Origin of the sequence: Actinosynnema sp. ALI-1.44, from assembly GCF_001984155.1 — a bacterium.
Taxonomy (GTDB): domain Bacteria; phylum Actinomycetota; class Actinomycetes; order Mycobacteriales; family Pseudonocardiaceae; genus Kibdelosporangium.
Map to the genome: position 1 here is coordinate 133,247 of NZ_MTQO01000041.1, position 25,044 is coordinate 158,290.

Below are 25,044 nucleotides of genomic sequence, written 5' to 3' on the forward strand. Positions count from 1 at the left end.
ATGACTGCTGTGCCACCGGTGGAGTCGAGCAGCGTGCCGTCCAATCCTGTCCTGTTCAACGCTGCCGAGTACCTGGTGGACCGGCACGTCAAAGCCGGGCGCGGCGAGCGCCTCGCGGTCGTCGCCGGATCCGGGGCGCTGACCTACCGCGAACTCGCCGAGGAGGTGCGGGCCGCCGCGGGCGTGTTCCGCGCGGTCGGCGTCCGGCCGGAGGAACGGGTCGTGTTCTGCATGGCCGACGACATCCAGCTGCTGGCGGGCATCCTCGGGGCGATGTACATCGGTGCCGTCCCGGTCCCGGTCTCGACCATGTTCACCGGTGGCGAGCTGGGCAAGGTCCTGGCCGACTCGCGGGCACGGGTGCTGTCGGTGTCGACGGAGTTCGCCGGGGTCGCCCAGGCGGCGCTGGCCGCCGCGCCCGAGGTGACCGATGTCCTGCTCGACGGCGAGGCACCGCTGAGAACCCGCCGTGGCGTGCGCGTCCAGCAGTGGCTCGAACTCGACGGCGAGTTGCCCGGACGGCCGTACGAGACGTGGCAGGACTCGCCCGCGCTGTGGCTCTACACCTCCGGGACCACCGGGATACCGAAAGCCGCCATGCACCGCCACGCCAGCATCCGGATGGTCGCCGAGGCGTACGGCAAAGGCGTGCTGGACATCCGCCCCGACGACCGCTGCCTGTCGGTGGCCAAGTTGTTCTTCGCCTACGGGATCGGCAATTCGTGCTTCTTCCCGTTCGCGGCCGGTGCCAGCACGGTCCTCGAACGGACCAGGCCGACACCGCACCTGGTCGCGCAGCGCCTGAAGTCCGAGCAGCCGACGTTGTTCTACGCGGTGCCCACGTTCTACTCGGCGCTGCTGCACAGCGACATCCCCGACGACGCCTTCGCCGGGGTACGGCAAGGCATCTCGGCCGGTGAGGCGCTGCCGCCGTCGTTGTACCAACGGATCCGTGACCGGTTCGGCCTCGAGGTGCTCGACGGCATCGGGTCGACCGAGGCACTGCACATCTTCCTGTCCAACCGCCCGGGTGCCGTGCGGCCGGGCTCGTCGGGTGTCCCGGTCCCCGGGTACGACGTGGAGCTGCGTGACGAGCAGGGTGCCGTGGTCACCGAAGCCGGTCGGCCCGGGGACCTGTACCTGCGCGGCTCCTCGGTGGCGACCGGGTACTGGTGCCGCGCGGAGGCCACCCGCGAGGTCTTCCAAGGTGAGTGGCTGCGCACCGGTGACACGTACACGCGCAACGAGGACGGCACCTACAGCTGCCTGGGACGCTCGGACGACATGCTCAAAGCGGGCGGGATCTGGGTCTCCCCGGCCGAGGTGGAGGAGCGGCTGCTGGGGCACCCGAGCGTCGCCGAGGTGGCGGTGGTGGCCGCGCCCGACGCCGACGGCCTGGCCAAGCCGGTCGCGTGCGTGGTCGCCGTGGCCGGGGCGGTTGTGGACGCGGACGAGCTGATCGCCTGGTGCCGGGAAGGGCTGGCGGCGTTCAAGCGGCCGCGGGCCGTGGTGGCCGTCGCGGAGCTGCCGAAGACCACGACCGGGAAAGTGCGCAGGAACGTGTTGCGCGAGTACGTGGCCGGGACGTTGACGACCGCGACCGTCCATGCTGGTTGACGCGCAGGTTTTCCCCGGCCTGTAGGCCTTGCGGGGAATCGCAAGAATTCAGCAAGGCCGGTGGGCCAGGCTCTGCGGCAGGCGGGACGCCGCTGGGGGTGCGTCCCGCGCACACGTCCGGGCACTCGGGGGACGGAGGCGCGGCCCGTCCCCCAAGGTCAGGCCGGTGAGCAGGGAACGCGAGGACGAGGTGATCCGGCGGATCGGCGCGCTGGTGCTGGCCGACTGCCCCCCAGGCTGGCTGCGGGCGGATCTGAACGTCCAGGTGGGGTACGCGCACCGGCTGACCATCCTGGGTCCCGAACATGTCAGGCCAGTGGCTGTCGGGCGCTCCCGACCCCGAGATCGACCCGTTGCTGAGAGAGCTCCTCGGCCTGATGGAGGACGGGTGGGACACGATGCGCCTGGTCATCGACCCGCCGGATTCCTATGTGGTGCACTTCAAATCCGGGCGTGACCCGTCGGACGTCCCGTGGGAGCAGGCGATCCGGGACCGGCTCCTCTTCGCCCTCCCGCCGGGCTGGGACTGGGCTCAAGTGCGGCACAGCAGCGGCCTGCTGCACATGATCACCGGCGAGACCGTTCCGTACACCCCGCCGGAAGACGTTGTCCCGCCTGGCAAGCAGGTGGAGATGAAGCATCGCGAAGGCATGCGGATCACCGATGTTCCCGAGGGTCACGAGACGCCCAGCAGCCGGTGAGCGGTTTCCGGGTCCGACCGGAACGACTCGGTGTCGGTGCGGTGCACGACGACGCCGCGGTCCATCACCGCGATCTCGTCGCACACGGCGAGGGCCAGGTGCAGATCCTGCTCGACCAGCAGCACGGCAACGCCTTCCGCGCGCATCCGGCCGATGACCTCCACAATGGCCTCGATGATCGCGGGGGCGAGGCCGTCGGACGGTTCGTCGAGCAGCACCAGCCTCGGGTTGGTCAGCAGGGCCCGGGCGATCGCCAGCATCTGCTGTTCGCCGCCGGACAGCGACCCGGCGGGCTGCCGGAGGCGTTCGGCGAGCCGGGGCAGCAGGTCGAGCACGGCGTCCCTCGTCCAGCTGCCCGTGCGGGCGTGCCGGGCGGCGAGTTTCAGGTGTTCTCCGACAGTCAGCGGCGGCCAGATGCGGCGCCCTTGGGGGACAAGGGCGACACCCGCCCGTGCGATCCTATGTGGACGAGTGGGCAGCGGTGCGCCGTCCAGCGTCACCGTCCCGGACGTGGTCGGCACCAGGCCCATCAGGGTCATGACCAGGGTGGACTTCCCGACGCCGTTGCGGCCGAGCAGGCCGAGGGTGGTGCCCGCGGTCAGGGTCAGGTCGACGCCGTCGAGCACTGTGCTGCCCGCATAACCCGAGCGCAACCGGCGGACGTCGAGCAGCGGGCTCATCGGGCGCCGCCCAGATACGCCTGGCGCACTTCGTCGCTGGCCCGTACCGCCGCCGGATCGCCGGACAGCAGCACTCGGCCGAGGTTGAGCACCGTGACCGTGTCGGCGAGCTCGAACACCACGTCGAGGTCGTGTTCGACGAACAACACCGTGATCTCAGCGGGCAGCCCGGCGATCAGGGCGACCAACCCGGCGCGTTCGGCCGCGGACATCCCGGCCGCGGGTTCGTCGAGCAGCAGCAGCTTCGGACGGCAGGCCAGGGCGAGCGCGACCTCGAGCTGCTTGCGTTCACCGTGGGACAACGCGCCGACCTGGACCCGGCCGCGGTCGGCGAGCCCGACCTGGTCGAGCACCTCGTCGGTGCGGGCGTGGATCGACGGCTGCCTGCGGGGCATCCACGAGATCCGGCCCTCGTGCCTGCGCACCGCGAGCGTGACGTTCTCCGCCGCCGACAAGGTGGGGAACAGGCTGGCGTGCTGCATGGCCTGGCTGATGCCGAGACGGCAGCGGCGCACCTCGGATGCCGTCGTCACGTCCTGACCCGCCAACGAGACCCGGCCGCTGTCACTGCGGAGCAGACCGGTGATCAGCTTGAACAACGTGCTCTTGCCCGCGCCGTTCGGGCCGATCAGCGCGTGCCGGGCACCTGCCGTGACCGACAGCGACACGTCGTCCACGGCTGTCAAGGCCCCGAACCGGCGGCGCAAACCATGGCAGGTCAAGGTCATCGGTGCCGCCTGGAGACCAGTCCACCGAACCCGCGCGGCAGCACGTACACCACCGCGATGAACACCAGGCCCAGCACCAGCGTGCCGTGCCCGTCGAGACCCGGGCCGATCGCGTCCCTGATCAGGATCACGAGCGCCGCGCCGATCACCGGCCCCCACAGCGTCCCCACCCCGCCGATCACCACGGCCAGCAACGCCAGCGCTGCCGTCGCGAACCCGACGTCCGCCGGTGTGACGAGACGTTGTTGCGCGGCAAGCAAAGCACCGGCCATTCCGGCGATCGACCCGGCGAACACGAACACCGCGTACTTGTAGACCCGCGTCGGATACCCCAGCGCGCGCATCCGGGGCTCGTTGTCCCGGATACCGCGCAGCGCCAACCCGAACGGCGAACGGCTGACCACAAGGACGACCGCGACCCCCACGGCGAACGCCGCCAGGACGTACCAGTGGACATAACCCGACACCACCAGCGGCTGATCACCGACGCGGGCAGGCGGGATGCCCGCCATGCCGTTGGCGCCCCCGGTCACCGGCTCCCAGGTGTGCGCGAGCTGGTGCAGCAACTCGCCGATCGCGAGCGTGAGCATCAGGAAGAACACCCCATGGGCGCGGACGGTGATCCAGCCGGTGAGCGCCGCCCCGAGCGCACCGGCGACCGCACCGACCAGCAACGGGACCGGGATCGCACTGGTGACGTTGATCGACACCCAGCCCGCGGCGTACGCGCCGACCCCGAAGTACGCGGCGTGCCCGAGCGACGGCAGGCCGGAGATCCCGACCAGCAGGTCCAGGCTCACCGCGAGCAGCCCGAACACCAGGATCCGGCTGACCGTGCTCGTGGCGAACGGCGCGAGGAACAACGGCGCCGACGCCAGCACGACCAGGACCACGGCGACAACACCCGGCTTCGCCCAACGCTGGGGCTGAGGCGCCGCCGGTGTCATGACCGGACCCCCAGTTTGCCGCCGAACAGTCCCCGCGGCCGCACAACCAGCACCAACGCCAACGCGCCGAACAGGACGAACGACGCGACATCCGGGAACAGCGTTCGCCCCAGCGAATCGACCTGACCGATGACCAACGCGCCGAGCAACGCGCCACGCACCGAGCCGAGCCCGCCGATCACCACGACGACAAGCGCGAGGATCAGCACGGTCGAGTCCAGCCCCGGCCGCGCGCCGTAGATCGGCCCGCCCAGCACACCCGCGACCGCGGCCAGCATCGAGCCGAACGCGAAAACCCCGACACGGATCAGCCGGTTGTCCACGCCGAGCGCGGCCACCATGTCGCGGTCCGCGACCGTGGCACGCACCAGCGCGCCCAACGTGGTTCGCTCGACCACCAGGTAGACCAGAACGGCCAGCACAGCACCGATCCCGATCAGCACCAGGCGGTACGTGGGGTAGAAGGCGCCCAGCACCGGGACCGACCCGTCCAGGCCCGGTGGCGCGCCGACCGCCAGCGGGTCGTCGCCGTAGACCATCACCAGCGTCTCGGCCACCACCAGCGTGACGCCGAGCGTCAGCAGCGCCTGGTCGAGGTGCGAACGCTTGCGCAACGGCTCGGTCATCGCCGACAGCGCCCCGCCGCCTGCCAGGCCGAGCAGCGCGGAAAGCCCCAGCGCGCCGAGGAACCCGCCCCACGACGGGTTGCCACCCGCCAGCGCTGCGCCGACGTACGCGCCGAGCAGGAAGATCGCGCCGTGCGCCAGGTTGAGCACGTCCATCATGCCGAACACGAGCGAGAGCCCCACCGCCACGATGAACAGCAGGAACCCGATGGCGAACCCGTTGACGACGCCGACGAGGTTGGCATCCAGCCAGGCACCCATGGTCAGCTGAACTGGCCGGTCGTGCCGAGGTCGGCGGTGATCGCGTTGACCAGCTTGCCTTCCGTGCGCCGCACGGTCCGCAGGTACATCTTCTGCCGGGGAGTCTGGTTGTCGAACGTCCACGGGCCACGGGGACTGTCGTCAACGGACCCGATCCCGCGCAGTGCCGCGCTGAGCGAATCGCCGTCCACGCCGGTGGACACCCTCAGCGCCCGGTTGAGCACGTTGGCCGCGTCCCACGTCTGCAAGGAGAACACACTGGGCGCCTTGGCGTACCTGGCGGTGTACGCCTCGACGAACGCCTTGTTCGCCGGGGTGTCCAGTTGGTCGCTGTAGTGCAGGGACGTCTGCACGCCCAGTGCGGTGTCGCCCTGGGCGGCGAGCACGTCGTTCTCGGTCAGGAAGCCCGAGCCGTACAGCGGGATCGACTCGGCGAGCCCGAACTGCTGGTACTGCTTGACGAACGCGACCGCCTCGACGCCGGAGAAGAAGCAGAACGTCGCCTTGGCCCCGGACGAGCGGATCCCGGACAGGAACGGCTGGTAGTCGGTGGTCGTGGCGAACGGCGGTTTCGCGCTGCCGGCCACGGTGCCGCCCGCGGCCGTGATCGCCTTGGTGAAACTGGTGACGACCTCGGTGCCCGCGGCGTAGTCCGGCGCGATCACGTAGACGGGATCCTGCTTGCGCTCCTTGCCGAGATAGGTGCCGAGAACCGAGGCGACCTGGCCGTTCTGGAACGAGGTACGCCACACGTAGGGATTGATCTTGGCCGGGTCGGTGAGCGCGGCCGCGCCCGCGTTCGCCACCAGCATCAGCTTCTTCGACTCCGCCACCAGAGGCGCGCAGCCCAACGCGGTCGCGGAACTCACGATTCCGACGACTACGTCAACTTGGTCGGACTGCAGGACCTTGCGCACAGCCGCGACGCCCGTCTGCGGGGTCTCGCCCTCGTCCGACGTGACCGTCGTGACCGTGTGGTCACCCAACTTGCCGCCGTTGCGCTCCAGCCAGAGGTCCCAGCCGCGTTTGAGGTCCGTGCCCACGGTGGCGTAGGTGCCCGACAACGAGACGACGAGGCCGACCTTGACCGCTCCGCCGCCCGAACCGCTGCCCGGGTTCTCGTTCAGGCTGTTGCCGCATCCCGGCAGCACGGACAGAGTTCCCGCCGCACCGAGCAGGCCGAGCACACGTCGCCGGGAAACAGCCGCCATCACTGACCTCGATCCCATGGGCCCCGATTCGACAACGGCTTCAAGCTACCCGGCGCCGACATCACGGAAATAGACCCATTAAATTCATGGGATCATCGGCGAATCAGGGTGTGGTTGCCTTCCACCGCTCGAACAGGTCGTCCAACGACGTGGGCTTGCCGTACAACCGGAACCGGGCTATCCCGCCGTCCGGGTGGCTGTCGAGCCGGACGTAGGAAGCCTCGTGCGGTGTCGTGATCCGGAACCGGTGCAGGGTGTCCGGTTGGACCGGAGTCTCGGCAAGCAAAGGAAACCACGACGCCCCGTCGGCCGAGCCGGACAACGCGACCCGGTCCGGCGCGTTGCCGCGGTAGTGCTTGGTGGAGATCTCGGCGACGACCGGCATGGCCGGGCACGCCAGTTTGATGCTCACCCAGTCGTGTGCGGGGGAGCGGCGGCGCGCGGTTTCCCACCCGTCCGCCATGAACCGGGATTCCCCTGGCTGCAACATGTTCGCCGGTGGCGAGAAGAAGCCGTCGCTGCTGTCGACAACGGTGCCGCCGTTCGTCGTGGCCACCAGGTCGAACGGGATGTCATCGAGGTCCCGTGGATCCGGGATCGCCGCGCCGAACACCCGCAGCCGGGCCACCCCGCCGTCAGGCACGATGTGCAGCCGCACGTGCGTGACCCGCCATGGAACGTCCACATCGAACAGGTTGGCCGACCCGCCCCGCAACGGCGAGGACGGCACGAGCGGGAACCAGCGCGCCGTGGCCAGTTCGGCCGGGCTGGGGTAGCCGTCGGCACATGTCCCTTCGAGCCAACAGGATTCCGGGTAGTTGCCGAGGAAGTGCGCGGTGTCCACGTTGACCTCGCGCACGATACCCGGCGTGCCGAGCCGGATCAGGACCCAGTCGTGGCCGTCGGCGCGGCCGTAGCGGCGGCGGGTCTCCCAGCCGTCGTACTGCTGGCCCTTGGGGGTGAAGGTGCGCGGCTGGAAGGTGGCAGGCGCCGGGTTCAGCAGGTTTTCCTTGTCCGCGAAGAACTCGTCGCTCGCCGCCATCACCGTTCCGTGTGCTGCGAGATCGTGGTCAGTCATCGGTCCTCTTCTTGGATCGGTACAACAGCCAGTCGCCGTGGTCGGTGATGTCGGTCAGCGAACCGGCGTATCCCCGGCGCAGCAGCATCGCGAACGAGCTGCTGCCGTCGGCCATCTCGATGACGCCGAGCTCCAGCACGGGCGGTTCGGCGGGCAACAGCTTGTCCCGCAACACGTCCAGCGGCACGTCGTAGAGCTCTCCCGCGACCGCGGCACCGCCGTGCGACACCGGGTGCAGCGCCGGGCAGACGTCGTCCACCGAGTAGAACCGGTATTTCGACGCCGTGCGGGTCGAAGCGATGAGCGGTGACCCGTCGAGCAGGTGGTGCAACGGGCCGCCGCGCATCGCGCCGCCGTTGAGGAACATGAGCGCCATGGAACTCCTAACGGAAAAGCAGTTCGATGCCGTGGACGCCGAAGTAGACGGCGAAGACCGCGGCGAGGACCGTCAGCAGCCAGCCCGCTTCGCGCCACCGGCCGGTGCAGGTCTTGACCAGCACGAACGAGATCAGGCCCGCGCCGACGCCGTTCGTGATCGAGTACGTGAACGGGATGATCGCCGCGGTCAGGAACACCGGGATGGTGTAGTCGCTGTCGGTCCACGGAATCCCGCGGCACTGGGCCATCATCATCCCGCCGATCACGACGAGGGCCGGAGCCGCGGCCTGTGCCGGCACGACCGTCATCAACGGCGTGAACAACAACGTGATCGCGAACATGCCACCGGTGACCACACTGGCCAGGCCGGTCCTGGCGCCTTCGCCGACGCCCGCCGCCGACTCGAGGAACACGGTGTTGGGCGACGATCCGGTGACGCCACCGGCGATCGCGCCCGCGCCGTCCACGAACAGGATCCGGCCCATCCCGGGGACCTTGCCGTCCTTGGCCAGCCCGGCCTCCTGCGAGACGCTGGTGATCGTGCCCATCGCGTCGAAGAAACCCGACAGCACCAACGTGAACAGGAAGACCGTCGCGGCGATCGGCCCGGCCGAGACGAACCCGCCGACCAGGTCCACCGTGCCGAACAGGCCGAAGTCCGGTGCGCCGAGCACGTGATCCGGCAGGGCCGGATCGGTGCGCCCCCAGCCGCCGACGCCGAAGCCCTCGTGCAGGACCACCGCCAGCACGGTGGTGACCGCGATGCTGATCAGCAGCGCCCCGGCGACCTTGCGGGCCACCAGGACCACCATCAGCAGCAGGCCGAAGCAGAACACCGCGATCGGCCACCCGGCCAGGTGCCCCTCACCGAGCCGGACCGGAACGGGCGAGTTCGCCGAGTCGGGCACCCTGGTCACGAACCCGGCGCTGACCAGGCCGACCAGGGCGAGGTACAGGCCGATGCCGACCGTGATCGCGGTCTTGAGCGGCAGCGGGATGGCGTTCATGATCCGCTCGCGGACACCGCTCGCCGCCATCAGCACGATACAGACACCTTCCAGCACAACCAATCCGAAGGCTTGCGCCCACGTCATGGCTGGTGCCATCTGGAACGCGACCACGCCGTTGATGCCCACTCCGGCTGCCACCGCGAGTGGCGCGTTGCCGACAAGTCCCATGAGGACAGTCATCACCGCTGCCGACAGCGCCGTGGCCGTGGTGATCTGCGCCGGATCGAGTCTGGCGCCGGTGACGTCCGCCGACGCGCCGAGGACCAGCGGGTTCAGCAGGACGATGTAGGCCATCGCGACGAAGGTGGTGACGCCGCCGCGGACTTCCCTGGACACGGTGGTCTGCCGCCCGGTGATCGAGAAGAACCGATCGAGGACAGGCGGCAGCCCCCTGGCTAAACGGTCGTCATCGTCCGTTCGGGTCATGCGTCATTCCCCTTGGTCGGGTGTCGTGAGTGGTTGCCGGGGTTCTAACCCCGATTTCCACTCACGACAGGAATCAGCCCGGCTGGGAAGAGTGTCGTGCGTGGAAATGCCGGTCAGAACCGGAACAACCACTCACGACAGGGGCAGGACTAGTACTCGACCCGGTCGGGGTGGTCCAGCCATGCCGTGAACGGCTTGAAGCCGTCCACTTCGGACACCTTGCGCACGGGTAGCTGCCAGGAGTCCCGGGGGCGTTCGAAGAGTTCGTAGAAAGCCAGGTCGTCGAACCCGGCCTTGGCCGCGTCGTGCCGGTCGGCCGCGTAGATGATCCGGTCGACCCGCGCCCACAGCGAGGAGCTCAGGCACATCGGGCACGGCTCACACGACGAGACGAGCACGCAGCCGTCCAGTTTGAACGTGTTCAGCTCCTGGCACGCGCGGCGGATCGCCACGACCTCGGCGTGCGCGGTCGGGTCCAGCGTGGGGGTGACCAGGTTGACGCCTGTGCTGACGATCTGGCCGTCCTTCACCACGAGCGCGCCGAAGGGGCCGCCGCCGCCGGCGACGTTCTCCGCCGCCAGGTCGATGCACCGGCGCAGCCACTCTGGTTCCGACATCGTCAGCTTCCCCCGTCGGTCAGATCGATGATGTACTCGGGACGGATGGGCACGCGGGGCAGTTCCAGCCCGGTCGCGGCCCTGATCGCGTTGGCGATCGCCGGTGTCGCGGAGATCGTCGGCGGTTCACCGACCCCGCGGACGCCGTACGGCGCGTGCGGGTCGGGCCGTTCGACCACGTCCACCGTCATCGGCGGCATGTCGAGGATGGTCGGGATGAGGTAGTCCGTGAACGACGGGTTGCGGATCCTGCCTTCCGCCACCTGGATCTCCTCCATCACCGCGAGGCCGAGGCCCTGTGCGGAGCCGCCGTGGATCTGCCCGACGACCGCGTCCGGGTTGATCGCCTTGCCGACGTCCTGCGCGCAGTCCAGCTGCACGACCTTGACCAGGCCGAGTTCGGTGTCCACGTCGACGACCGCCCGGTGCGCGGAGAACCCGTACTGCACGTGGGCGTTGCCCTGGCCGGTCTCCGGGTCCAACGGGTATGTCTTGCGGTGGTGGTACTCCCTGGTCTCCTCGATCACCTCGTCGCCGAGCACCGCGGCGATGTCCGGGACGTCCTCGGATCCGGCCAACTCCTGGAGCTTCGCACGAACGGCGCGGCACGCGTTGCGGACGGCCCCGCCGGTGATGTACGTCTGGCGTGACGCGGAGCTCGACCCGGCGTCGCCGATGTCGGTGTCGCACGGGTGCAGGACGACCTGCTGGACGCCGAGTTCGGTCCGGGCGATCTGCTGCTGCACGGTGATCAGGCCCTGACCGACCTCTGCCGCGGCGGTGTGCACGGTCGCCACCGGCTCGCCGTCGACCACCTCCAGCCGGACCCGGGCCGTGGAGTAGTCGTCCAGGCCTTCGGCGTACGAGATGTTCTTGATGGTCACGCCGTATCCGACGCCACGCACCACGCCTTCGCCGTGCGTCGTGTTCGCCGCTCCGCCAGGCAGCTGGAGAATGTCACTGCCTGAGGGCTCGGGCAACGGCATGTCCTTGACCCGCTGGATCAGCTCGGCGACCGGTGCGGGGAAGTCCACCACCTGGCCGGTGACCGTGGTCGAACCCTCGCTCATCGCGTTGCGGATACGCAGATCGGCCGGGTCCATGCCCAGGGCGGCCGCCAGCTTGTCCATCTGGGACTCGTAGGCGTACGTCGGCTGGACCGCGCCCAGGCCGCGCATCGCGCCGCACGGCGGGTTGTTCGTGTACACGCCCCAGGCTTCGATCCTGGCGTTGGGAACGTTGTACGGCCCCACGCCCAACGTCGTGCCGTTGCCTACGACAACCGGGGTCTTGGAGGCGTACGCGCCGCCGTCGAAGTACAGCCGTGCCCGCACGTAGACCAGGTCGCCTTCGGCGGTGGCGCCGTGCTCGTAGTACATCTTGGCCGGATGCCGGTGCACGTGCCCGAAGAACGATTCCTGCCGGTTGTACGACATCTTCACCGGCCGCCCGGTCCGCAACGCGAGCATGCACGCGTGCACCTGGATCGACAGGTCCTCCCGGCCGCCGAACGCGCCACCGACACCGGACATCGTCAGCTTGACCTTCTCGACCGGCAGGCCAAGCGCCTTGGCGGTCTGCCGTTGGTCCACGTGCAGCCACTGCGTGGCCAGGTACAGGTGCACCCCTCCACCGTCACCGTCCGGCACGGCCAGACCCGACTCCGGGCCGAGGAAAGCCTGGTCCTGCATGCCGATCTCGTACACGCCGCTGACCACGACGTCGGCGGTCGCGTCCGGGTCGCCCTTCAGGATGCGCTGGTGGCGCACCAGGTTCCCGCCCGGGTGCACCTGGGGCGCGTCGGGGGAGTGGGCGACGAGTTCCGGGTCCAGCACAGGCTCGAAGACCTCGTACTCCACCTTGATCGCCTTGACGGCCCGGCGCGCGGTTTCGGGGTGCTCGGCGGCCACCAGCGCGACCGGTTCACCCTGGTATCGCACGACCTCCTCGGCGAGCACCGGCGTGTCCTGGAGCTTGAGGCCGTAGACGTTCTCGCCAGGCACGTCCTTGTAGGTCAGCACGGTGTGCACACCCGGCATCGCGAGCGCCGCGGACGTGTCGACCGACAGGATCCGGGCGGACGGGTGGGGGCTGCGCAACGTCGCGCCCCACAGCATGTTCTCCAGCCACAGATCCGAGGAGTACGCGTACTGGCCGCGTACCTTCAGGCCACCGTCCGGCCTGAGTGGACTCTCACCGATCCCGCCGGTGGTCACGCCACACCGGCCTTCTTGGCCGCGGCCTGTCGCACGGCGTCCAGGATCTTCTCGTACCCGGTGCAGCGGCACAGGTTCCCGGCCAGCGCCTCGCGGATCTCGGCGTCCGTCGGCTCCGCGGTCCGCTCGATCAGGTCGTGCGCGGCGACGATCAGCCCAGGTGTGCAGAATCCGCACTGCACCGCGCCCCGGTCGACGAACGCCTGCTGCACGGGGTGCAGTTGCTCGCCGTCGGCGAGGCCTTCGACGGTGCGCACCTCACGTCCCTCGGCCTGACCGGCCGCGACCAGGCAGGAACAGACCGGCACGTCGTCGAGGTACACCGTGCACGATCCGCATTCGCCTTGCTCGCAGGCGTTCTTGGCGCCGGGCAGCCCCAGCCGCTCGCGCAGCACGTACAGCAGGCTCTCGCCCGGCCACACGTCGTCGGCCTGACGCTCGACACCGTTCACGGTCACGTTCACGCGCATTGTGCGGTCCTCCTGTACTCACTCCACGTCCAGCTCAACGTGCGGCGGGCCATCACGGCCAACGCGTGCCGCCGGTAGGACGCCGTGCCCCGCACGTCGTCGATCGGCGACGCCGCCTTCGCGACGAGCTCACCGAACCGCCTGTTCAACGAATCCAGCAGGCCGTCCGGCGAACCCCACGGCAGTTCGGCGGCCAAGAACTCCTCGGCTTCGTGGGCACGCAACGGAGTCGGCGCGGCCGACCCGATCCCGGTGCCCACACGCTGCTGCTCGGGATGCAGGGCGATGGCGAACGCGCAGACCGCGATCACCATGGCGTTGCGGGTGCCGACCTTGCTGAACTGCTGCGGACCGGTGGCCGGTGGCACGTGCACGGCCGTGATCAGCTCGTCGGGCTCCAGGACGTTGCGCTTCACGCCGACGTAGAAGTCCTTCGCCGGGACCATCCGCACGCCCCGCGTGGACGCGATCTCGACGACCGCGTCCGTGGCCAGCAACGCGGGATGCGAATCACCCGCGGGGGAGGCCGCGCCCAGATTGCCGCCGACACTGCCGCGGTTGCGGATCTGCGGCGAGCCGACCGTCCGCGACGCCATGGCCAGGCCGGGCAGGACCGAGCCGAGCTCGGTGACGATCCGGCTGTACGGCACGCAGGCCCCGATCCGCACCCGGCCGTCCACAGTGGAGTACGTGTGCAGCTCGGCGATCCGGTTGAGGTTCAGCAGCGCGGGCGGGCGCCGGTGGTCGAAGTTCAGCTCCACCATCACGTCCGTGCCACCGGCGATCGGCACCGCGTCCGGCACCGACGCCTTGAGCTCCAGCGCCTCGGTCACGCTGCCCGGGTTGAGGAAATCCATCATGTCTCCCGTACGACTTCGGCCTCGATCAGGCCGTACGGCCGGTCGCCGACGTGGAACACCAGACCGGGGTTGTCCAGGTCGAACGGCGACAGGTCAGTCAGGTAGTGGTGCTGGTTGGGCAGGCTCAGCCGGACACTGGCGATCTCCGGCACGCTTTCCAGCACACGCTTGCCCATCGCGAACAGCGTCTGCTGCAACGAGTAGCTGTAGGTCGTGGCGAACGCGTCGAGCAGGCTCGCCCGTGCTGTCGTGTACGCCTCGGCCCAATCCACATCTGTGGAGGAGAACCGCCAGTGCGCGTTGACCGCGGTCGCGAGGATCCGGTCCTTGGTCTCCGGCAACGTCGTGTACTCGTCACGCGGGTAGCCCCAGAACTCCGAGTCGGTCGTGTTCAGCACCGTCAGGTCCTTGATGCCGCCTTCGATGGTCGCTTCCCCGTCGAACACGACCGTCGCGAGCCGGGTTCCCTCGCCGGAGCGGGTGAACGAGTGCGGCCCGAGCCGCGTCCACGGGTACTGCTCGATCTGCACGCGGGCGCGGTGGATGCTCTCCAGTTGCCCGACGTAGTGCCTGGCCAGCCGCAGCCCGAAGGCCTCGATCTGCCCCACGCCGTCACGGGCGAACGCCAGCACGGTGTTCTTCTGCGTGTCGGTGGTGAGGACCTTGTCGTTCGCGCCGGTCAGGTGGGTGTCGGTGAGATCCCCGGACAGCGCGGTGCTGACGTTGAGGTCGACCAACCGGTGCTCGTCGGTGTCGCGTTCGACCCGGACGAGCCGGGTTTCGGCTTTCCCGTACTGGTTTTCGCCGAGAACGATGGCCATCGCCCGTCCTTCCTGATCAACTGCCCCGATAGGTCGAGTACGCGTACGGACTGAGCAACAGCGGCACGTGGTAGTGCTCACCGGGGTCGGTGACCCGGAACGTCACGACGACTTCCGGGTAGAACGGCGTGTCGACCTCGAACACCAGCCGGTGCACCCCTTCCGGCGGGTCCCAGCCGGTGATCCGGCCGTCCGCGTCGGTCGTCGCCGAGGCCAGTCGCGTCCCGTCCCGGCTCTCCAACCGGACCACGACCCCCGCCGCGGGGCGGCCGGACGCCGCGTCGAGCACGTGCGTTGACAGACTCATCCGACACACCTTGCCAGTCGGCCGCGGACGATCGCGGCCAATTCCCGCCGGACCTCGTCCCGTTCGGTCACTTCGTCGTTGCCCAACCGCCTGCGCAGCTGGGCAAGCACCTCGTCCGCAGTGCGGCCCGCGGCACTGATCAGGAACACACGGCCGAACTTGCGCTCGTACTCGTCGTTCGCGGCGGCCAGTTCGGCGTCCGCGCCGACGGCGGCGGACTGCTCCTGCCGGGACCATTCGGCCTCGCGATCCGTCCCGGTCGGCCGTTGCCCGATGCGCGGATGCGCGGCCAGCGCCTCGGTGACCTCCCGCCAGCTCAGCGCGGCGACCTCGGTGTCGGACGTGGCCAGCAGCTTCGCGACGTCCGGGTACGGCGCGTTGGCGGCCATGTGCAGCGCCCACCGGCGCGACGCACAGCACGCCAGCAGCTGATCGCTGGACAGTCGTGGCAGCACCTGGCCTCCTCACCCGCGTCGGATGTGATCCAGTCAACAATCCGGCGCGCACGGCCGCCAGCGGTCAAAACCATGAAAAGGAGGTGGACGCAGGCGTATCGTTTTGGAGGTTCCTCCAATCGAGTGGTTGCGACCGGGAGTTCGTTGGGGGTATTCGGCGGATCCAGGTTTTCGGTGGGCGTGCCGGGTGAAGGGGCCGGTACCGGGGTTGTACCGGCGCCTTTGGCCGGTGCGGTCAGCGGGAAGCTGGGCCGTCGAGACCTCCGACAGACTCCCGGTCGTGACCACACGGGACGGTTACGCTGACCGGCGCCCCTCGTCCCCGAACTCCAACGGCAGGCACGCGGTGAACCTCGGGACATTGCTGAACGCCCCCGATCTCGGCCTTGAGCTGCGGGTCGGCACGGATGTCGCTGACCGGCCGATCACCAGGGTCTTCACTGCGACGCTACGTGACCCGCGGCGGTTCCTGACCGGCGGCGAACTGGTGCTCAGCGGGATGGAGTGGTGGCCGAAGCCGGAGGACTCCGATGCGTTCGTCGCCGGACTGGCGCAAGCCGGTGTGACGGCGTTGGGCGCGGGCACCGCCGAGGCGGGCGGCATCCTCCCGCAGCACGTCGTGGACGCCTGCGAACGGCACAAGCTGCCGTTGCTCGTGGTCCCGGTGCACATCTCGTTCGCGACGATCAGCGAGCGCGTGATCCTGGGTCTGGCGGCCGAACGAGCCACGCCGAACCTGGACCGGCACCGGCGTCTGGTCGCCGCGGTCACGTCCGGCGGCGGGTTGTCCGCATTGGTCGGCGCGGGCGCGACGGAGGTCGGCGCGGACTGCTGGGTGATCAGCGCGGCGGGCCGTGTGGTCGAGGGGACGGATGAGCTCCGGGACGTCCCCGCGCTCGTCAAGCACGCACTGCGTTCGGAGCGGATGCCTGTCGTCGCCGGAGGATTCTCGGTGTACGCGACGACGACCAAACAACGGCCGCTTGGCTGGTTCCTGGTCGTCGCGGGCGATCACCGGACATGGCCGACCGAACGCCAGGAGGTGGCGGCCGAGTTCGCCACCCTCGTCGAGCTGGAACGCTCCCGGCTGGACGAGGCGCGCCGGATCGAGAACCGCGCCGCGCAACCGTTGCTGCGGCTGGTGTTGTCCGAACAGGCCACCCCCAACGAGATCCAGTCGCGGTTGTCGGCCACCGAACTCGACGGGACCGAGATCGTCACGGTGTCCGCGTCCGGCACGGCCGCGTCCGTACTGGACGATCTGCTGTCGGCTTTCGACGGCCCGGCGCTCGTGGGCACGGTCGACGACGAGGTCTTCGGACTGCTGGGCACACCCCACCCCATCGCGGCGGACCTCAAGGACATGGTCCGCACCATGCAGCCCGCGCTCGGCCGGGGCGGCCTGGTGCTCGGTCTCGGCCGCTGCCCGGACGCCACCGGCCTGCGGGCGGCCGTCCTACAGGCCAGGTACGCCCGCAAACTCGCGGAACGCTCACCGGGCAGAGTCGCCGTGATGGCGGGCGACGAGGTGGCGTCCCACCTGTTGCTGCTGGCCGCCGTGCCGGACGAGCTGCGCCGCTCGTTCCGCAACCAGATCATCGGTCCGCTGTCGGCGTACGACGAGACGCACAAGTCCGAGCTCACCAGGACGTTGCGGGTCTTCCTGGAACACTCCGGTTCGTGGACGCAGGCCGCCGCCGAGTTGCACGTCCACGTGAACACCCTGCGGTACCGGATAACCCGGATCACCGAGCTGACCGGGCGCGACCCCGGCCGGTTCGGCGACCGGGTCGACCTCTACCTGGCACTGGCCGACGAGAGCGAGCACCGGCCACCCTGATCCTGCGACCGCCGTGGTCAGCGCAACGAAGGCCACATTGGTTGCGCTTTTGGCAACGAAGGCCACATTGGTTGCACGGTTCAGCCTCGGGGTGAGCTGAAGATCATGCTCGCGGGATCGAGTTTCCGCGCCTTGTCCATCAGGCCGTACTGGGTCATCAGGTCGATCACGCGCTGCATCCGCACCGCGCTCAGCGTCGTCGGCCACGTGCCCAGGTTCATCAGGCTGACCGTGGCCTGGTCCACCCTGGCGTACGCGGTCACCGTCTGCTCGACCACCGAGCGGTTCGCCGCGTCCCGCTGGCCCAGGGCGATCGCCCGCTGGAACGCGGCCGTGGTCCTCGGATTCGCCTGCGCGAACTTCGAACTGGTCGCCCACGCCGCGATCGGCACGTCCTGGGTGGCACCGGTCGCCGCGTCCAGTACGGGCGTCATGCCCACCTTGCGCTGCGCCTGCGTGATGTACGGCTCCACCATGAAGGCGGCGTCGACGTTCCGGCGTTCCACCGCGGACTGCATGTCCGGGAACGGGATCTCGGTGAACGTCACGGTCCTCGGGTCGACGCCGTTGGCCTCGAGCGCCGAGCGCGCGGTCAGTTCCACGATGTTCGCCTTGGTGTTGACCGCGATCCGCTTGCCCGCCAGGCCCGCCGGTCCGCTGATGTCGCTTCCCTTCCCCGTCATGATCAGGAACATGCCGCGGGTGGCCTGGTAGCCGTCGGAGACCAGCTTCAGGTCGAGCACTCCCCGGTACTGCGCGTTGAAGAACGAGACGTAATTGCCGAACGCGAACTGCAGCTCCCCGTTGGCCAGGCCGGGCACCGCGGCCGCGCCACCCGGCAGTGTCCGAACGTCCACATCGATGCCTTCCGCGCGGAAGTACCCCTTCTGCTGCGCGATGGCCAACGGCACGGAGTCCACGATGGGCAGGGTGCCGACGACAACCGTCGTCCGTTCCAGACCCTGCGCGCCCGGCTCACCGGAATCGCTTGATGACGAGCAACTCGTGGCGGTGGTGAGCGTGAGCGCGCAGAACAGCGCGGTGTGCCAAGATCGGGTGAGCGGCATCGGACCTCCCCGGCGACGTCAGCGGCGTGGACCCACGATCAGACCACAGTGGCCGGTCCCGTCGCCAGGCGGGGGGATCGTGCTCGACGATTGCATTAGCGGAGATGTCCGTGTCGAGTGGACGAAACCCCGTTATGCGTCCCACGCAACGGGAAGGGCCTTCGCGCCGTACACCACCGCCGTGTCGCGCAGCTCGATGTCCTCCGCCGGGATCGCGAGCCGCAGTGTCGGGAACCGCTCGAACAGCTTGGTGTAGCCGATCCGCATCTCGACCCTGGCCAGTTGCTGGCCGATGCACTGGTGGATGCCGACGCCGAACCCCAGGTGCCTGCGCGCCGACTCCCGGTCGAGCCGCAGCGTGCCGGGGTCGTCGAACAACTCGGGATCGCGGTTGACCGCGGGCAGTCCGATCACGACGGAGTCGCCTTCGCGGATGAGTGAGCCCTCCAGTTCGACATCGGTCAGCGCCGCCCGGAGCGGGGTGCCCAGGTGGACGATCGTCAGGTAGCGCAGTAACTCCTCGACCGCGTCGGGGTTGTCCAGCGCCGTGCGCTGGTCCGGGTTGCTCAGTAACGCGAAAGTGCCGAGCGCCAGCATGTTCGCGGTCGTCTCGTGCCCGGCGACGAGCAGCACGAGGCCGATGTTGGTGAGCTCCTCGTCGTCGAGGTCCGTGCCGGTGATCAGCCTGCCGAGCAGGTCGTCCGTGGGCCGCGATCGTTTGCGGACGACTAGTTCGCGCATGTAGGCCGACAACGTGCCCATCGCGGCCATCAGCGTGTCCTGCGTGGCGTCGAAGCGGACGACGATCCTGCTCTGCTCTTCGAAGAACGCGTGGTCCGAGTACGGCACGCCGAGCAGTTCGCAGATCACCAGCGACGGGATCGGCAGCGCGAACTCCTTGACCAGGTCGACCGGCGGACCCGCGTCGGCCATCACGTCGAGGCGCCGGTCGGTGATCTCGGCGATGCGTGGTTCGAGCTGCTTGATCCGCCGCACCGTGAACTCGCTGAGCAGCAACCGCCGGTACCGGGTGTGCTCGGGCGCGTCCATGCCGACGAACCAGCCGGGTGCGGCGGGGTGCCGCGCGCCGCCCGGTCGTGGCGCGACGCCGAAGACGGGGCGTTTCAGCTCCGTGCGCGTGGAGAACCGGGGGTCGATCAGGACTGTCCGTGCTGCCGAGTAGCTCGTGACCAGCCAGCCGACGTGGCCGTCGGCGAACCGCAACGGGCTGACCGGCGGAAGGTTCATCAGTTCGGCCGGTGGGTCGAAGGGACAGCCGGGCGTACGTTCGGTGGGCAGGTCGATGGGCTGTGTGGCGGATCCTGTGGTCGCTTCGGTCATATTTTGAGAGTCTACTCCGATTTTGTAGTCGACTGTCAAAGAAGAGGGTGCTCCAGGTGCCGGGTTATCCTGCTGCCCGTGGATCAACCAGCGACCGGGCTGCGGGAACGCAAGAAGGCCAGAACGCGGACCGCCATCCAGCAGCACGCCCTGCGCCTGTTCAAGGAGCGCGGCTACCAGGCGACCACGGTCGAGCAGATCGCCGAGGCCGCCGAAGTCGCGCCGAGCACGGTGTTCCGCTACTTCCCGACCAAGGAAGACCTGGCCGTGCTCGACGACTACTACTCGCTCGCCGACGCGGTCAGCGCCGCCGTGGCGGCCCAGCCACCGGACACGCCACCGGTCGACGTGCTGCGCGGTGCCCTCCGCGCCGTGTTCACCGGCCTGTCCCCGGACGACCGCGCCGCGCGGTACGAACGCGACCTGGCGATGCTCACGATCCCGGAGGTGTGGGCGGCGAACCTCGGCATGGTCGCCCGCAGCCGGGGCCTGCTCGCCGACGCGATGCGGGCCCGGATGCCCGGCCCGGCCGCGCGGATCCTCGCCGACGCGGTGGTCGGCGTCGGTCTCGGCGCCCTGCTCGACTGGACCCGCGACCCGCACAGCGACCCGGCCGAAGCGCTCGACCAGGCGCTCGGCCGACTCTCGGACCTGCTGTGACCACGTTCAGCCACGAGCTCGACCTGGTGCTGACCAGCCGGGGCCTGTCGTGGCGCCGCCTGGCGAAGCTCACCGGCTACACCCCCGGCTGGCTGATCAAGATCAAGAACGGCGCGCCGCCGTCGGCCGAACTGGCCCGCCGGTGCGACGAGGTCCTCGAAGCGGGCGGCACCCTGATCGCCCTCACCCACGCCCAGCCGGTCAGACCCGCCCAACTGCCCGCCGCGACCGCGAGTTTCGTCGGCCGCGCGGACGAACTGCTCAAGCTCGACGAAGCGTTGCGGGACGACGGGTCCGAGGCGTTGCGCGTGGTCACGATCGAAGGGCCACCGGGCACGGGCAAGACGGCGCTGGCGCTGCGGCTGGCCAACGACGTCGCCGCGCGCTTCCCGGACGGCCACCTGTACATCGACCTGAACGGGTTCTCCGGCGACGGCGTGCCGGTCGCGCCCGCTCAGGCGCTGGAGGAGTTCCTCGGTGCGCTGGAGGTCCCGCCCGACGAGATCCCCGCACGGCCGGAAGGCAAGGCGGCGCTGTTCCGGTCGGTGCTCGCGCACCGCCGGGTCCTGGTGGTGCTGGACAACGCGGTCGACTCCCGGCAGGTCCAGCACCTGCTGCCGGGCGGAACCGGCTGCGCGGTCGTCGTCACGAGCCGCAACCGGCTGTCGGGACTGGCCGTCCGGACCCATGCGACACGGGTCGCGCTCGGCCCGTTGAGCAGTGTGGACTCCGTCCGGCTGCTCACCACGATGATCACGGGCGACCGGGCCGACGACGCCGACGCGCTGGCCGAACTGTCCCGCCGCTGTGCCCACGTGCCGCTCGCGCTGCGGATCGCCGCCGAGCACGTGAACAACCGGCCTGGCGCGTCACTTCGTGACCTGGCCGAGGATCTGGCCGTCGTGGACGACGACTCGGCCGTGTGGACGGTGTTCTCGTGGTCCTACCGCGGCCTCGACGCGGCGACCGCGCGGATGTTCCGGCTGGTCAGCCTACATCCGGGGACGCTCGTGTGCGTCTCCGCGGCCGCCGCGCTGACCGGTGAGACGCACCAGCGGGCGCAGGCGTTGCTGAAGTCCTTGGCGGGCATGCACTTGGTCGACCAGGCGGGCAGGGACTGGTACCGACTGCACGACTTGCTCCGGCTCTACGGCAGGGAATGCTCCCGTGCCGAGGACAGCGCGGAAGACCGACACACGGCCGTGCGGCGGCTGACGGAGTGGTACCTGCACAGCGCGGTCGCGGCCAACGAGGCGCTGGCGCCGTTCCGCGTCCACGTACTGGAGTTGCCGCCGTCCGCCGTCACGACCATGACGTTCGACGGACCGGTGGCCGCGACGGCGCGGCGGGCGTTGCGCATGTGCGAGGAGATCGACGATCTCTACGGCCAGGGCCGCAAGCTGGTCACCGTGGCCGACGTGCACGTGGCGCTGGCCGAGTACGACGAGGCGCTGGACTGCGTCGACCGGTCGCTGGTGGTCCGGCGCGAGGTGGGCGACCGGTGGGGCGAGGCCGACTCGCTGACCCGGCGCGGCGACATCCTGCGCGACGCGGGCGACACCCGGCTGGGGGAGAAGGCCTGGCTGGCGGCCTTGGCGCTGTACGAGGAGCTGGCCGATCCCCGCGCCGCGGACATCCGGTCCCGGCTCATGCTGTAGGGCCTGTCGCCACGGCGGACGCCTTGCCGAAGAGGTATCGCCGCATCGGCTCGTTGGTGACGATCTGTCCGGCGGACACGTACGCGGCCTGCGCGGCGGCCGTGTCACCGAGCATCTCCAGGAGGTGGCCCCGCACGGCGAAGTACCGGTAGTGGTCGCCGATCGACTCGGTGAGCTCGTCCAGCAACGCCAACCCGTCGGACGCGCCCCGCGCCATCGCCACCGCGACGACGTGCCCCAGCGCGGTCATCGGATTGTCCGACATGCCAAGCAGAACCTCGTACAGCGCGGCGATCTGCGGCCAGTCGGTGTCCGCATAGGACGGTGCCTCGTCGTGCACGGCCGCGATGGCCGCCTGGATCTGGTACGGCCCCACCTGACCGCCCGGCAGGACCGAGCTGATCAGCTCGACACCCTCCGCGATCAGCGCCGTGTCCCACAACGCCCGGTCCTGGTCCGCCAGCAGGACGATGTCTCCCGCGGCCGACGTACGAGCGGGCCGCCTGGCGTCGGTCAGCAGCATCAACGCCAGCAGCCCGGCCACTTCGCAATCGTCGGTCAGCAGCCGGTGCACCAGGCGCGCCAGCCGGATCGCCTCGGCGGCGAGGTCCGCCCGTTGCAGGTCGGGTCCATGCGTGCTCGCGTAGCCTTCGTTGAAGATCAGGTACAGGGTGTGCAGGACCGCGCCGAGCCGTTCGGATCGCGCGGCTCCCGGCGGAACGGCGAACGGCACCCCGCTGTCCTTGACGGACTGTTTGGCCCGGCTGATCCGCCGCGTCATCGTCGCTTCCGGGACCAGGAAGGCGCGTGCGATCTCCGCCGTGGTCAACCCGCCGACGGCGCGGAGGGTCAACGCGATCTGCGAGGCCGGGGACAGCGACGGGTGGCAGCACAGGAACAGCAGGATCAAGGTGTCGTCGGAATCCGACGGCGGCCGGTCCGCGGCCGGGGCGAGCCAGTCATCGGGCAGCACCCACTGGGCGACCGTGTCCTCCCGCCGCTGCCGGGCCTGCTCGGCACGCAGCAGATCCGTCAGCCGCCGGGACGCCACGGTGATCAACCACCCCAGCGGGTTGCCGGGCATGTCCGTCGGCCACTGGGTGGCCGCGGCCAGCAACGCCTCCTGGACGGCGTCCTCGGCCGTGTCGAAGTGGCCGTAGCGCCGCACGACCGCGCCGAGGACCTGCGGCGCGAGGGTGCGCAGCAGGTCCTCGATCGCGGGGGAAGGCATCAGATCTCCGGCTCGGGCGCCTGGTCGTCGATCGGCCGGACGTCCACGTACCACGGCCGGTCGAGCCGGGCGTGCTCCGGGAACGGGGTGTCGGCCAGCCGCGCAGCGATCTCGGTGGCCCGGTCGAAGCTCTCGCATTCGACGGTCGTGTACCCGACCAGGACCTCCTGCGTCTCCGGGTACGGCCCCTCGGTCACCACCGGCACACCGTCCCGCACGGACACCCGGCGGGCGTGGGCGGGAGCACTCAGGCCGTGGGCTTCGACGAACTCGCCGGACTCGACCAGCGCGTTGTTCCAGTCGCCCATGAACTTGTGCAGCGCCCGGGCCTCCTCGAGCGTCCACGGTTGCCGGTCGTGACCGTTGCCGGAGAGCATGTCGAGATCGCGCTGCGAGCCCATCATCATGATCATGTACTTCACGGTCGTGCTCCTCTCTGGATGCTGTACGCCAGAGACGTCGAAACCGGGTGCGCGGTCCGGACATCACCCGGGAGAATTCTGGCAGGAGTTTTCACCGGAGCCGATCGGACGGGGGCCGCAGGGTGCCGGAGCAGGTCAGTGTTCTCATCGTCGGGGCAGGTAGCCGGGGCAGGAACTACGCCGAAGCAGCCGAACGGACCGGGCACGCGCGGGTTGTCGCCGTCGCCGAACCGCGTCCGGAGGCGCGGGAGGTGTTCGTCGCCCAGCACAGCGTGCCCGCTGACGGCGTCTTCGAGGACTGGCGGCACCTGCTCGACCAGCCGAGGCTGGCGGATGTCGCAGTGGTCGCCACTCAGGACAAGGACCACGTCGAACCCGCGGTCGAACTGGCGAACCGCGGCTACCACCTGCTGCTGGAGAAACCGATGGCCACCTCCGAGGCGGACTGCGAGCGGATCGTGCGGGCCGCCGAGCAAGCAGACGTGTTGCTGGCGGTGTGTCACGTGCTGCGGTACACGCCGTACTCCCGCGCGCTCAAGCAGATCGTCGACAGCGGGCGGATCGGTGACATCGTCAGCGTGGAACACCTCGAGCCGGTGGGCTGGTGGCACCAGGCGCATTCCTATGTCCGCGGCAACTGGCGGCGCGAGGACGAGTCGAGCTTCATGCTGATGACCAAGTCCTGCCACGACCTGGACTGGCTGGCGTACATCATCGGCAGGCAGGCGAAGAAGGTCTCGTCGTTCGGCGGGTTGTACGAGTTCCGGCCGGAGCGCAAACCGGAAGGGGCGGCCGACCGCTGCCTGGACTGCGCCGTCGAGTCGACCTGCCCGTACTCGGCGCCCAAGATCTACACGCCGTACCTCGACCGCCCGGACAAGGGCTGGCCGTTGTCCATCGTCACCATGGACCGGACAGCTGAGGGCCTGATGACAGCGTTGCGCGAAGGACCGTACGGCCGTTGTGTCTACTCGTGCGACAACGACGTGGTCGACCATCAGGTCGTCAACATCGAGTACACCGACGGTGTGACCGCGTCGTTCACGATGACGGCGTTCGCCCCGGCGGCACACCGCAAGACGCGGATCTTCGGCACCCGCGGCTCGATCGACGGGGACGGGGAGACCATCGCCGTCCACGACTTCCTCACCGGCCCCGAGGTGATCGACCCGGGTGCGTACGGCGGCGCCACGGCGGCCGACGGGCACGGCGGGGGAGACCAGGGCCTCGTCGACGCGTTCATCGACGCGATCCGCACGGGTGACCCCGGGCTGATCCTGACCGACGGCAGGGAAAGCCTGGATTCCCACCGGCTCGTCTGGGCAGCCGAACGCGCACGCCGCACCGGCACAGTCGTCACGCTGTGATCTGTCGACCCGGGGATCGTTCACGCGGGGTGCGCGCTGAACAGCTGGT

25 protein-coding genes are annotated in these 25,044 nt (G+C 69.6%); 6 read left to right on the forward strand and 19 right to left on the reverse strand.

The genetic code is table 11. The annotated features are described in order from the left end of the window. Window positions 1-1,617 (forward strand): benzoate-CoA ligase family protein, encoded by a 1,617-nt coding sequence (locus tag ALI144C_RS15880; protein ID WP_083753066.1) that lies wholly within the window; start codon window positions 1-3, stop codon window positions 1,615-1,617. A 305-nt stretch (window positions 1,618-1,922) separates the two neighbouring features. Then, window positions 1,923-2,318 (forward strand): hypothetical protein, encoded by a 396-nt coding sequence (locus tag ALI144C_RS15885; RefSeq protein ID WP_076987862.1) that lies wholly within the window; start codon window positions 1,923-1,925, stop codon window positions 2,316-2,318. Here the strand turns inward: ALI144C_RS15885 and ALI144C_RS15890 are convergent. The 15 genes from ALI144C_RS15890 to uraD all read right to left on the reverse strand — a co-directional run bounded on the left by ALI144C_RS15890 (window position 2,294) and on the right by uraD (window position 15,409). Beyond that, complete coding sequence (locus tag ALI144C_RS15890; RefSeq protein WP_083753067.1) at window positions 2,294-2,998, reverse strand: ABC transporter ATP-binding protein; 705 nt, start codon at window positions 2,996-2,998, stop codon at window positions 2,294-2,296. The two genes, ALI144C_RS15885 and ALI144C_RS15890, sit on opposite strands and share 25 nt — an antisense overlap. After that, window positions 2,995-3,675, reverse strand: coding sequence for an ABC transporter ATP-binding protein (locus tag ALI144C_RS15895; RefSeq protein WP_237774170.1), 681 nt, complete (start codon window positions 3,673-3,675; stop codon window positions 2,995-2,997). The genes ALI144C_RS15890 and ALI144C_RS15895 overlap by 4 nt, the downstream gene beginning before the upstream one ends. Before the next feature lie 47 nt (window positions 3,676-3,722). Then, entirely contained in the window at window positions 3,723-4,673 is a 951-nt protein-coding gene (locus ALI144C_RS53170) for a branched-chain amino acid ABC transporter permease (protein ID WP_083753068.1), read from the reverse strand. After that, the gene (locus ALI144C_RS53175; protein ID WP_083753069.1) at window positions 4,670-5,560 is read right to left on the reverse strand and encodes a branched-chain amino acid ABC transporter permease; all 891 of its coding nucleotides are present in this window, start codon (window positions 5,558-5,560) and stop codon (window positions 4,670-4,672) included. Before ALI144C_RS53175 ends, ALI144C_RS53170 begins: the two co-directional genes overlap by 4 nt. 2 nt (window positions 5,561-5,562) lie before the next feature. Next, window positions 5,563-6,771 (reverse strand): ABC transporter substrate-binding protein, encoded by a 1,209-nt coding sequence (locus ALI144C_RS15905; RefSeq protein WP_168211260.1) that lies wholly within the window; start codon window positions 6,769-6,771, stop codon window positions 5,563-5,565. Window positions 6,772-6,874: 103 nt separating this feature from the next. After that, entirely contained in the window at window positions 6,875-7,849 is a 975-nt protein-coding gene (gene alc, locus ALI144C_RS15910) for an allantoicase (protein ID WP_076987865.1), read from the reverse strand. After that, window positions 7,842-8,225, reverse strand: a complete 384-nt coding sequence (locus ALI144C_RS15915) for an allophanate hydrolase-related protein (protein ID WP_076987866.1) — start codon at window positions 8,223-8,225, stop codon at window positions 7,842-7,844. Before ALI144C_RS15915 ends, alc begins: the two co-directional genes overlap by 8 nt. 7 nt (window positions 8,226-8,232) lie before the next feature. After that, on the reverse strand, window positions 8,233-9,663 hold the full coding sequence (locus tag ALI144C_RS15920; RefSeq protein ID WP_076987867.1) for an NCS2 family permease: 1,431 nt from the start codon (window positions 9,661-9,663) through the stop codon (window positions 8,233-8,235). A gap of 149 nt (window positions 9,664-9,812) precedes the next feature. Then, on the reverse strand, window positions 9,813-10,280 hold the full coding sequence (locus tag ALI144C_RS15925; protein WP_143230674.1) for a nucleoside deaminase: 468 nt from the start codon (window positions 10,278-10,280) through the stop codon (window positions 9,813-9,815). A gap of 2 nt (window positions 10,281-10,282) precedes the next feature. Then, window positions 10,283-12,496 carry a xanthine dehydrogenase family protein molybdopterin-binding subunit gene (locus tag ALI144C_RS15930; protein WP_076987869.1) on the reverse strand — a complete coding sequence of 738 codons (2,214 nt, stop codon included), beginning with the start codon at window positions 12,494-12,496 and terminating at the stop codon, window positions 10,283-10,285. Then, window positions 12,493-12,966 carry a (2Fe-2S)-binding protein gene (locus tag ALI144C_RS15935; protein ID WP_076987870.1) on the reverse strand — a complete coding sequence of 158 codons (474 nt, stop codon included), beginning with the start codon at window positions 12,964-12,966 and terminating at the stop codon, window positions 12,493-12,495. The genes ALI144C_RS15930 and ALI144C_RS15935 overlap by 4 nt, the downstream gene beginning before the upstream one ends. Then, entirely contained in the window at window positions 12,957-13,823 is an 867-nt protein-coding gene (locus ALI144C_RS15940) for an FAD binding domain-containing protein (RefSeq protein ID WP_076987871.1), read from the reverse strand. Before ALI144C_RS15940 ends, ALI144C_RS15935 begins: the two co-directional genes overlap by 10 nt. Then, complete coding sequence (gene pucL, locus ALI144C_RS15945; RefSeq protein ID WP_076987872.1) at window positions 13,823-14,647, reverse strand: factor-independent urate hydroxylase; 825 nt, start codon at window positions 14,645-14,647, stop codon at window positions 13,823-13,825. Before pucL ends, ALI144C_RS15940 begins: the two co-directional genes overlap by 1 nt. A 16-nt stretch (window positions 14,648-14,663) precedes the next feature. After that, the gene (gene uraH, locus ALI144C_RS15950; RefSeq protein WP_076987873.1) at window positions 14,664-14,954 is read right to left on the reverse strand and encodes a hydroxyisourate hydrolase; all 291 of its coding nucleotides are present in this window, start codon (window positions 14,952-14,954) and stop codon (window positions 14,664-14,666) included. Beyond that, complete coding sequence (gene uraD, locus ALI144C_RS15955; RefSeq protein WP_076987874.1) at window positions 14,951-15,409, reverse strand: 2-oxo-4-hydroxy-4-carboxy-5-ureidoimidazoline decarboxylase; 459 nt, start codon at window positions 15,407-15,409, stop codon at window positions 14,951-14,953. Before uraD ends, uraH begins: the two co-directional genes overlap by 4 nt. 280 nt (window positions 15,410-15,689) lie before the next feature. Here uraD and ALI144C_RS15960 point away from each other — a divergent pair, with 280 nt between their 5' ends. Beyond that, entirely contained in the window at window positions 15,690-17,249 is a 1,560-nt protein-coding gene (locus ALI144C_RS15960; protein ID WP_237774157.1) for a PucR family transcriptional regulator, read from the forward strand. An 80-nt stretch (window positions 17,250-17,329) separates the two neighbouring features. On the opposite strand, the gene ALI144C_RS15965 is transcribed toward ALI144C_RS15960, so the two are convergent. Both ALI144C_RS15965 and ALI144C_RS15970 read right to left on the reverse strand, forming a co-directional pair. Next, entirely contained in the window at window positions 17,330-18,316 is a 987-nt protein-coding gene (locus tag ALI144C_RS15965) for an ABC transporter substrate-binding protein (protein ID WP_076987875.1), read from the reverse strand. A 132-nt stretch (window positions 18,317-18,448) separates the two neighbouring features. Next, window positions 18,449-19,657 carry a cytochrome P450 gene (locus ALI144C_RS15970; protein ID WP_076987876.1) on the reverse strand — a complete coding sequence of 403 codons (1,209 nt, stop codon included), beginning with the start codon at window positions 19,655-19,657 and terminating at the stop codon, window positions 18,449-18,451. Window positions 19,658-19,735: 78 nt separating this feature from the next. Here ALI144C_RS15970 and ALI144C_RS15975 point away from each other — a divergent pair, with 78 nt between their 5' ends. Further along, window positions 19,736-20,317, forward strand: coding sequence for a TetR/AcrR family transcriptional regulator (locus tag ALI144C_RS15975; protein ID WP_237774158.1), 582 nt, complete (start codon window positions 19,736-19,738; stop codon window positions 20,315-20,317). Next, window positions 20,314-21,975 (forward strand): NB-ARC domain-containing protein, encoded by a 1,662-nt coding sequence (locus tag ALI144C_RS15980; protein WP_076987877.1) that lies wholly within the window; start codon window positions 20,314-20,316, stop codon window positions 21,973-21,975. The genes ALI144C_RS15975 and ALI144C_RS15980 overlap by 4 nt, the downstream gene beginning before the upstream one ends. Here ALI144C_RS15980 and ALI144C_RS15985 read toward each other — a convergent pair. Beyond that, window positions 21,965-23,206, reverse strand: coding sequence for an RNA polymerase sigma factor (locus ALI144C_RS15985; protein ID WP_076987878.1), 1,242 nt, complete (start codon window positions 23,204-23,206; stop codon window positions 21,965-21,967). The genes ALI144C_RS15980 and ALI144C_RS15985 overlap by 11 nt on opposite strands. Further along, window positions 23,206-23,619 (reverse strand): YciI family protein, encoded by a 414-nt coding sequence (locus ALI144C_RS15990; RefSeq protein WP_237774171.1) that lies wholly within the window; start codon window positions 23,617-23,619, stop codon window positions 23,206-23,208. Before ALI144C_RS15990 ends, ALI144C_RS15985 begins: the two co-directional genes overlap by 1 nt. Window positions 23,620-23,750: 131 nt before the next feature. On the opposite strand from ALI144C_RS15990, the gene ALI144C_RS15995 reads away from it, so the two are divergent. Beyond that, window positions 23,751-24,995: a Gfo/Idh/MocA family protein gene (locus ALI144C_RS15995; RefSeq protein ID WP_076987880.1), complete on the forward strand. Its 1,245-nt coding sequence runs from the start codon at window positions 23,751-23,753 to the stop codon at window positions 24,993-24,995. Window positions 24,996-25,044 lie beyond the last annotated feature (49 nt).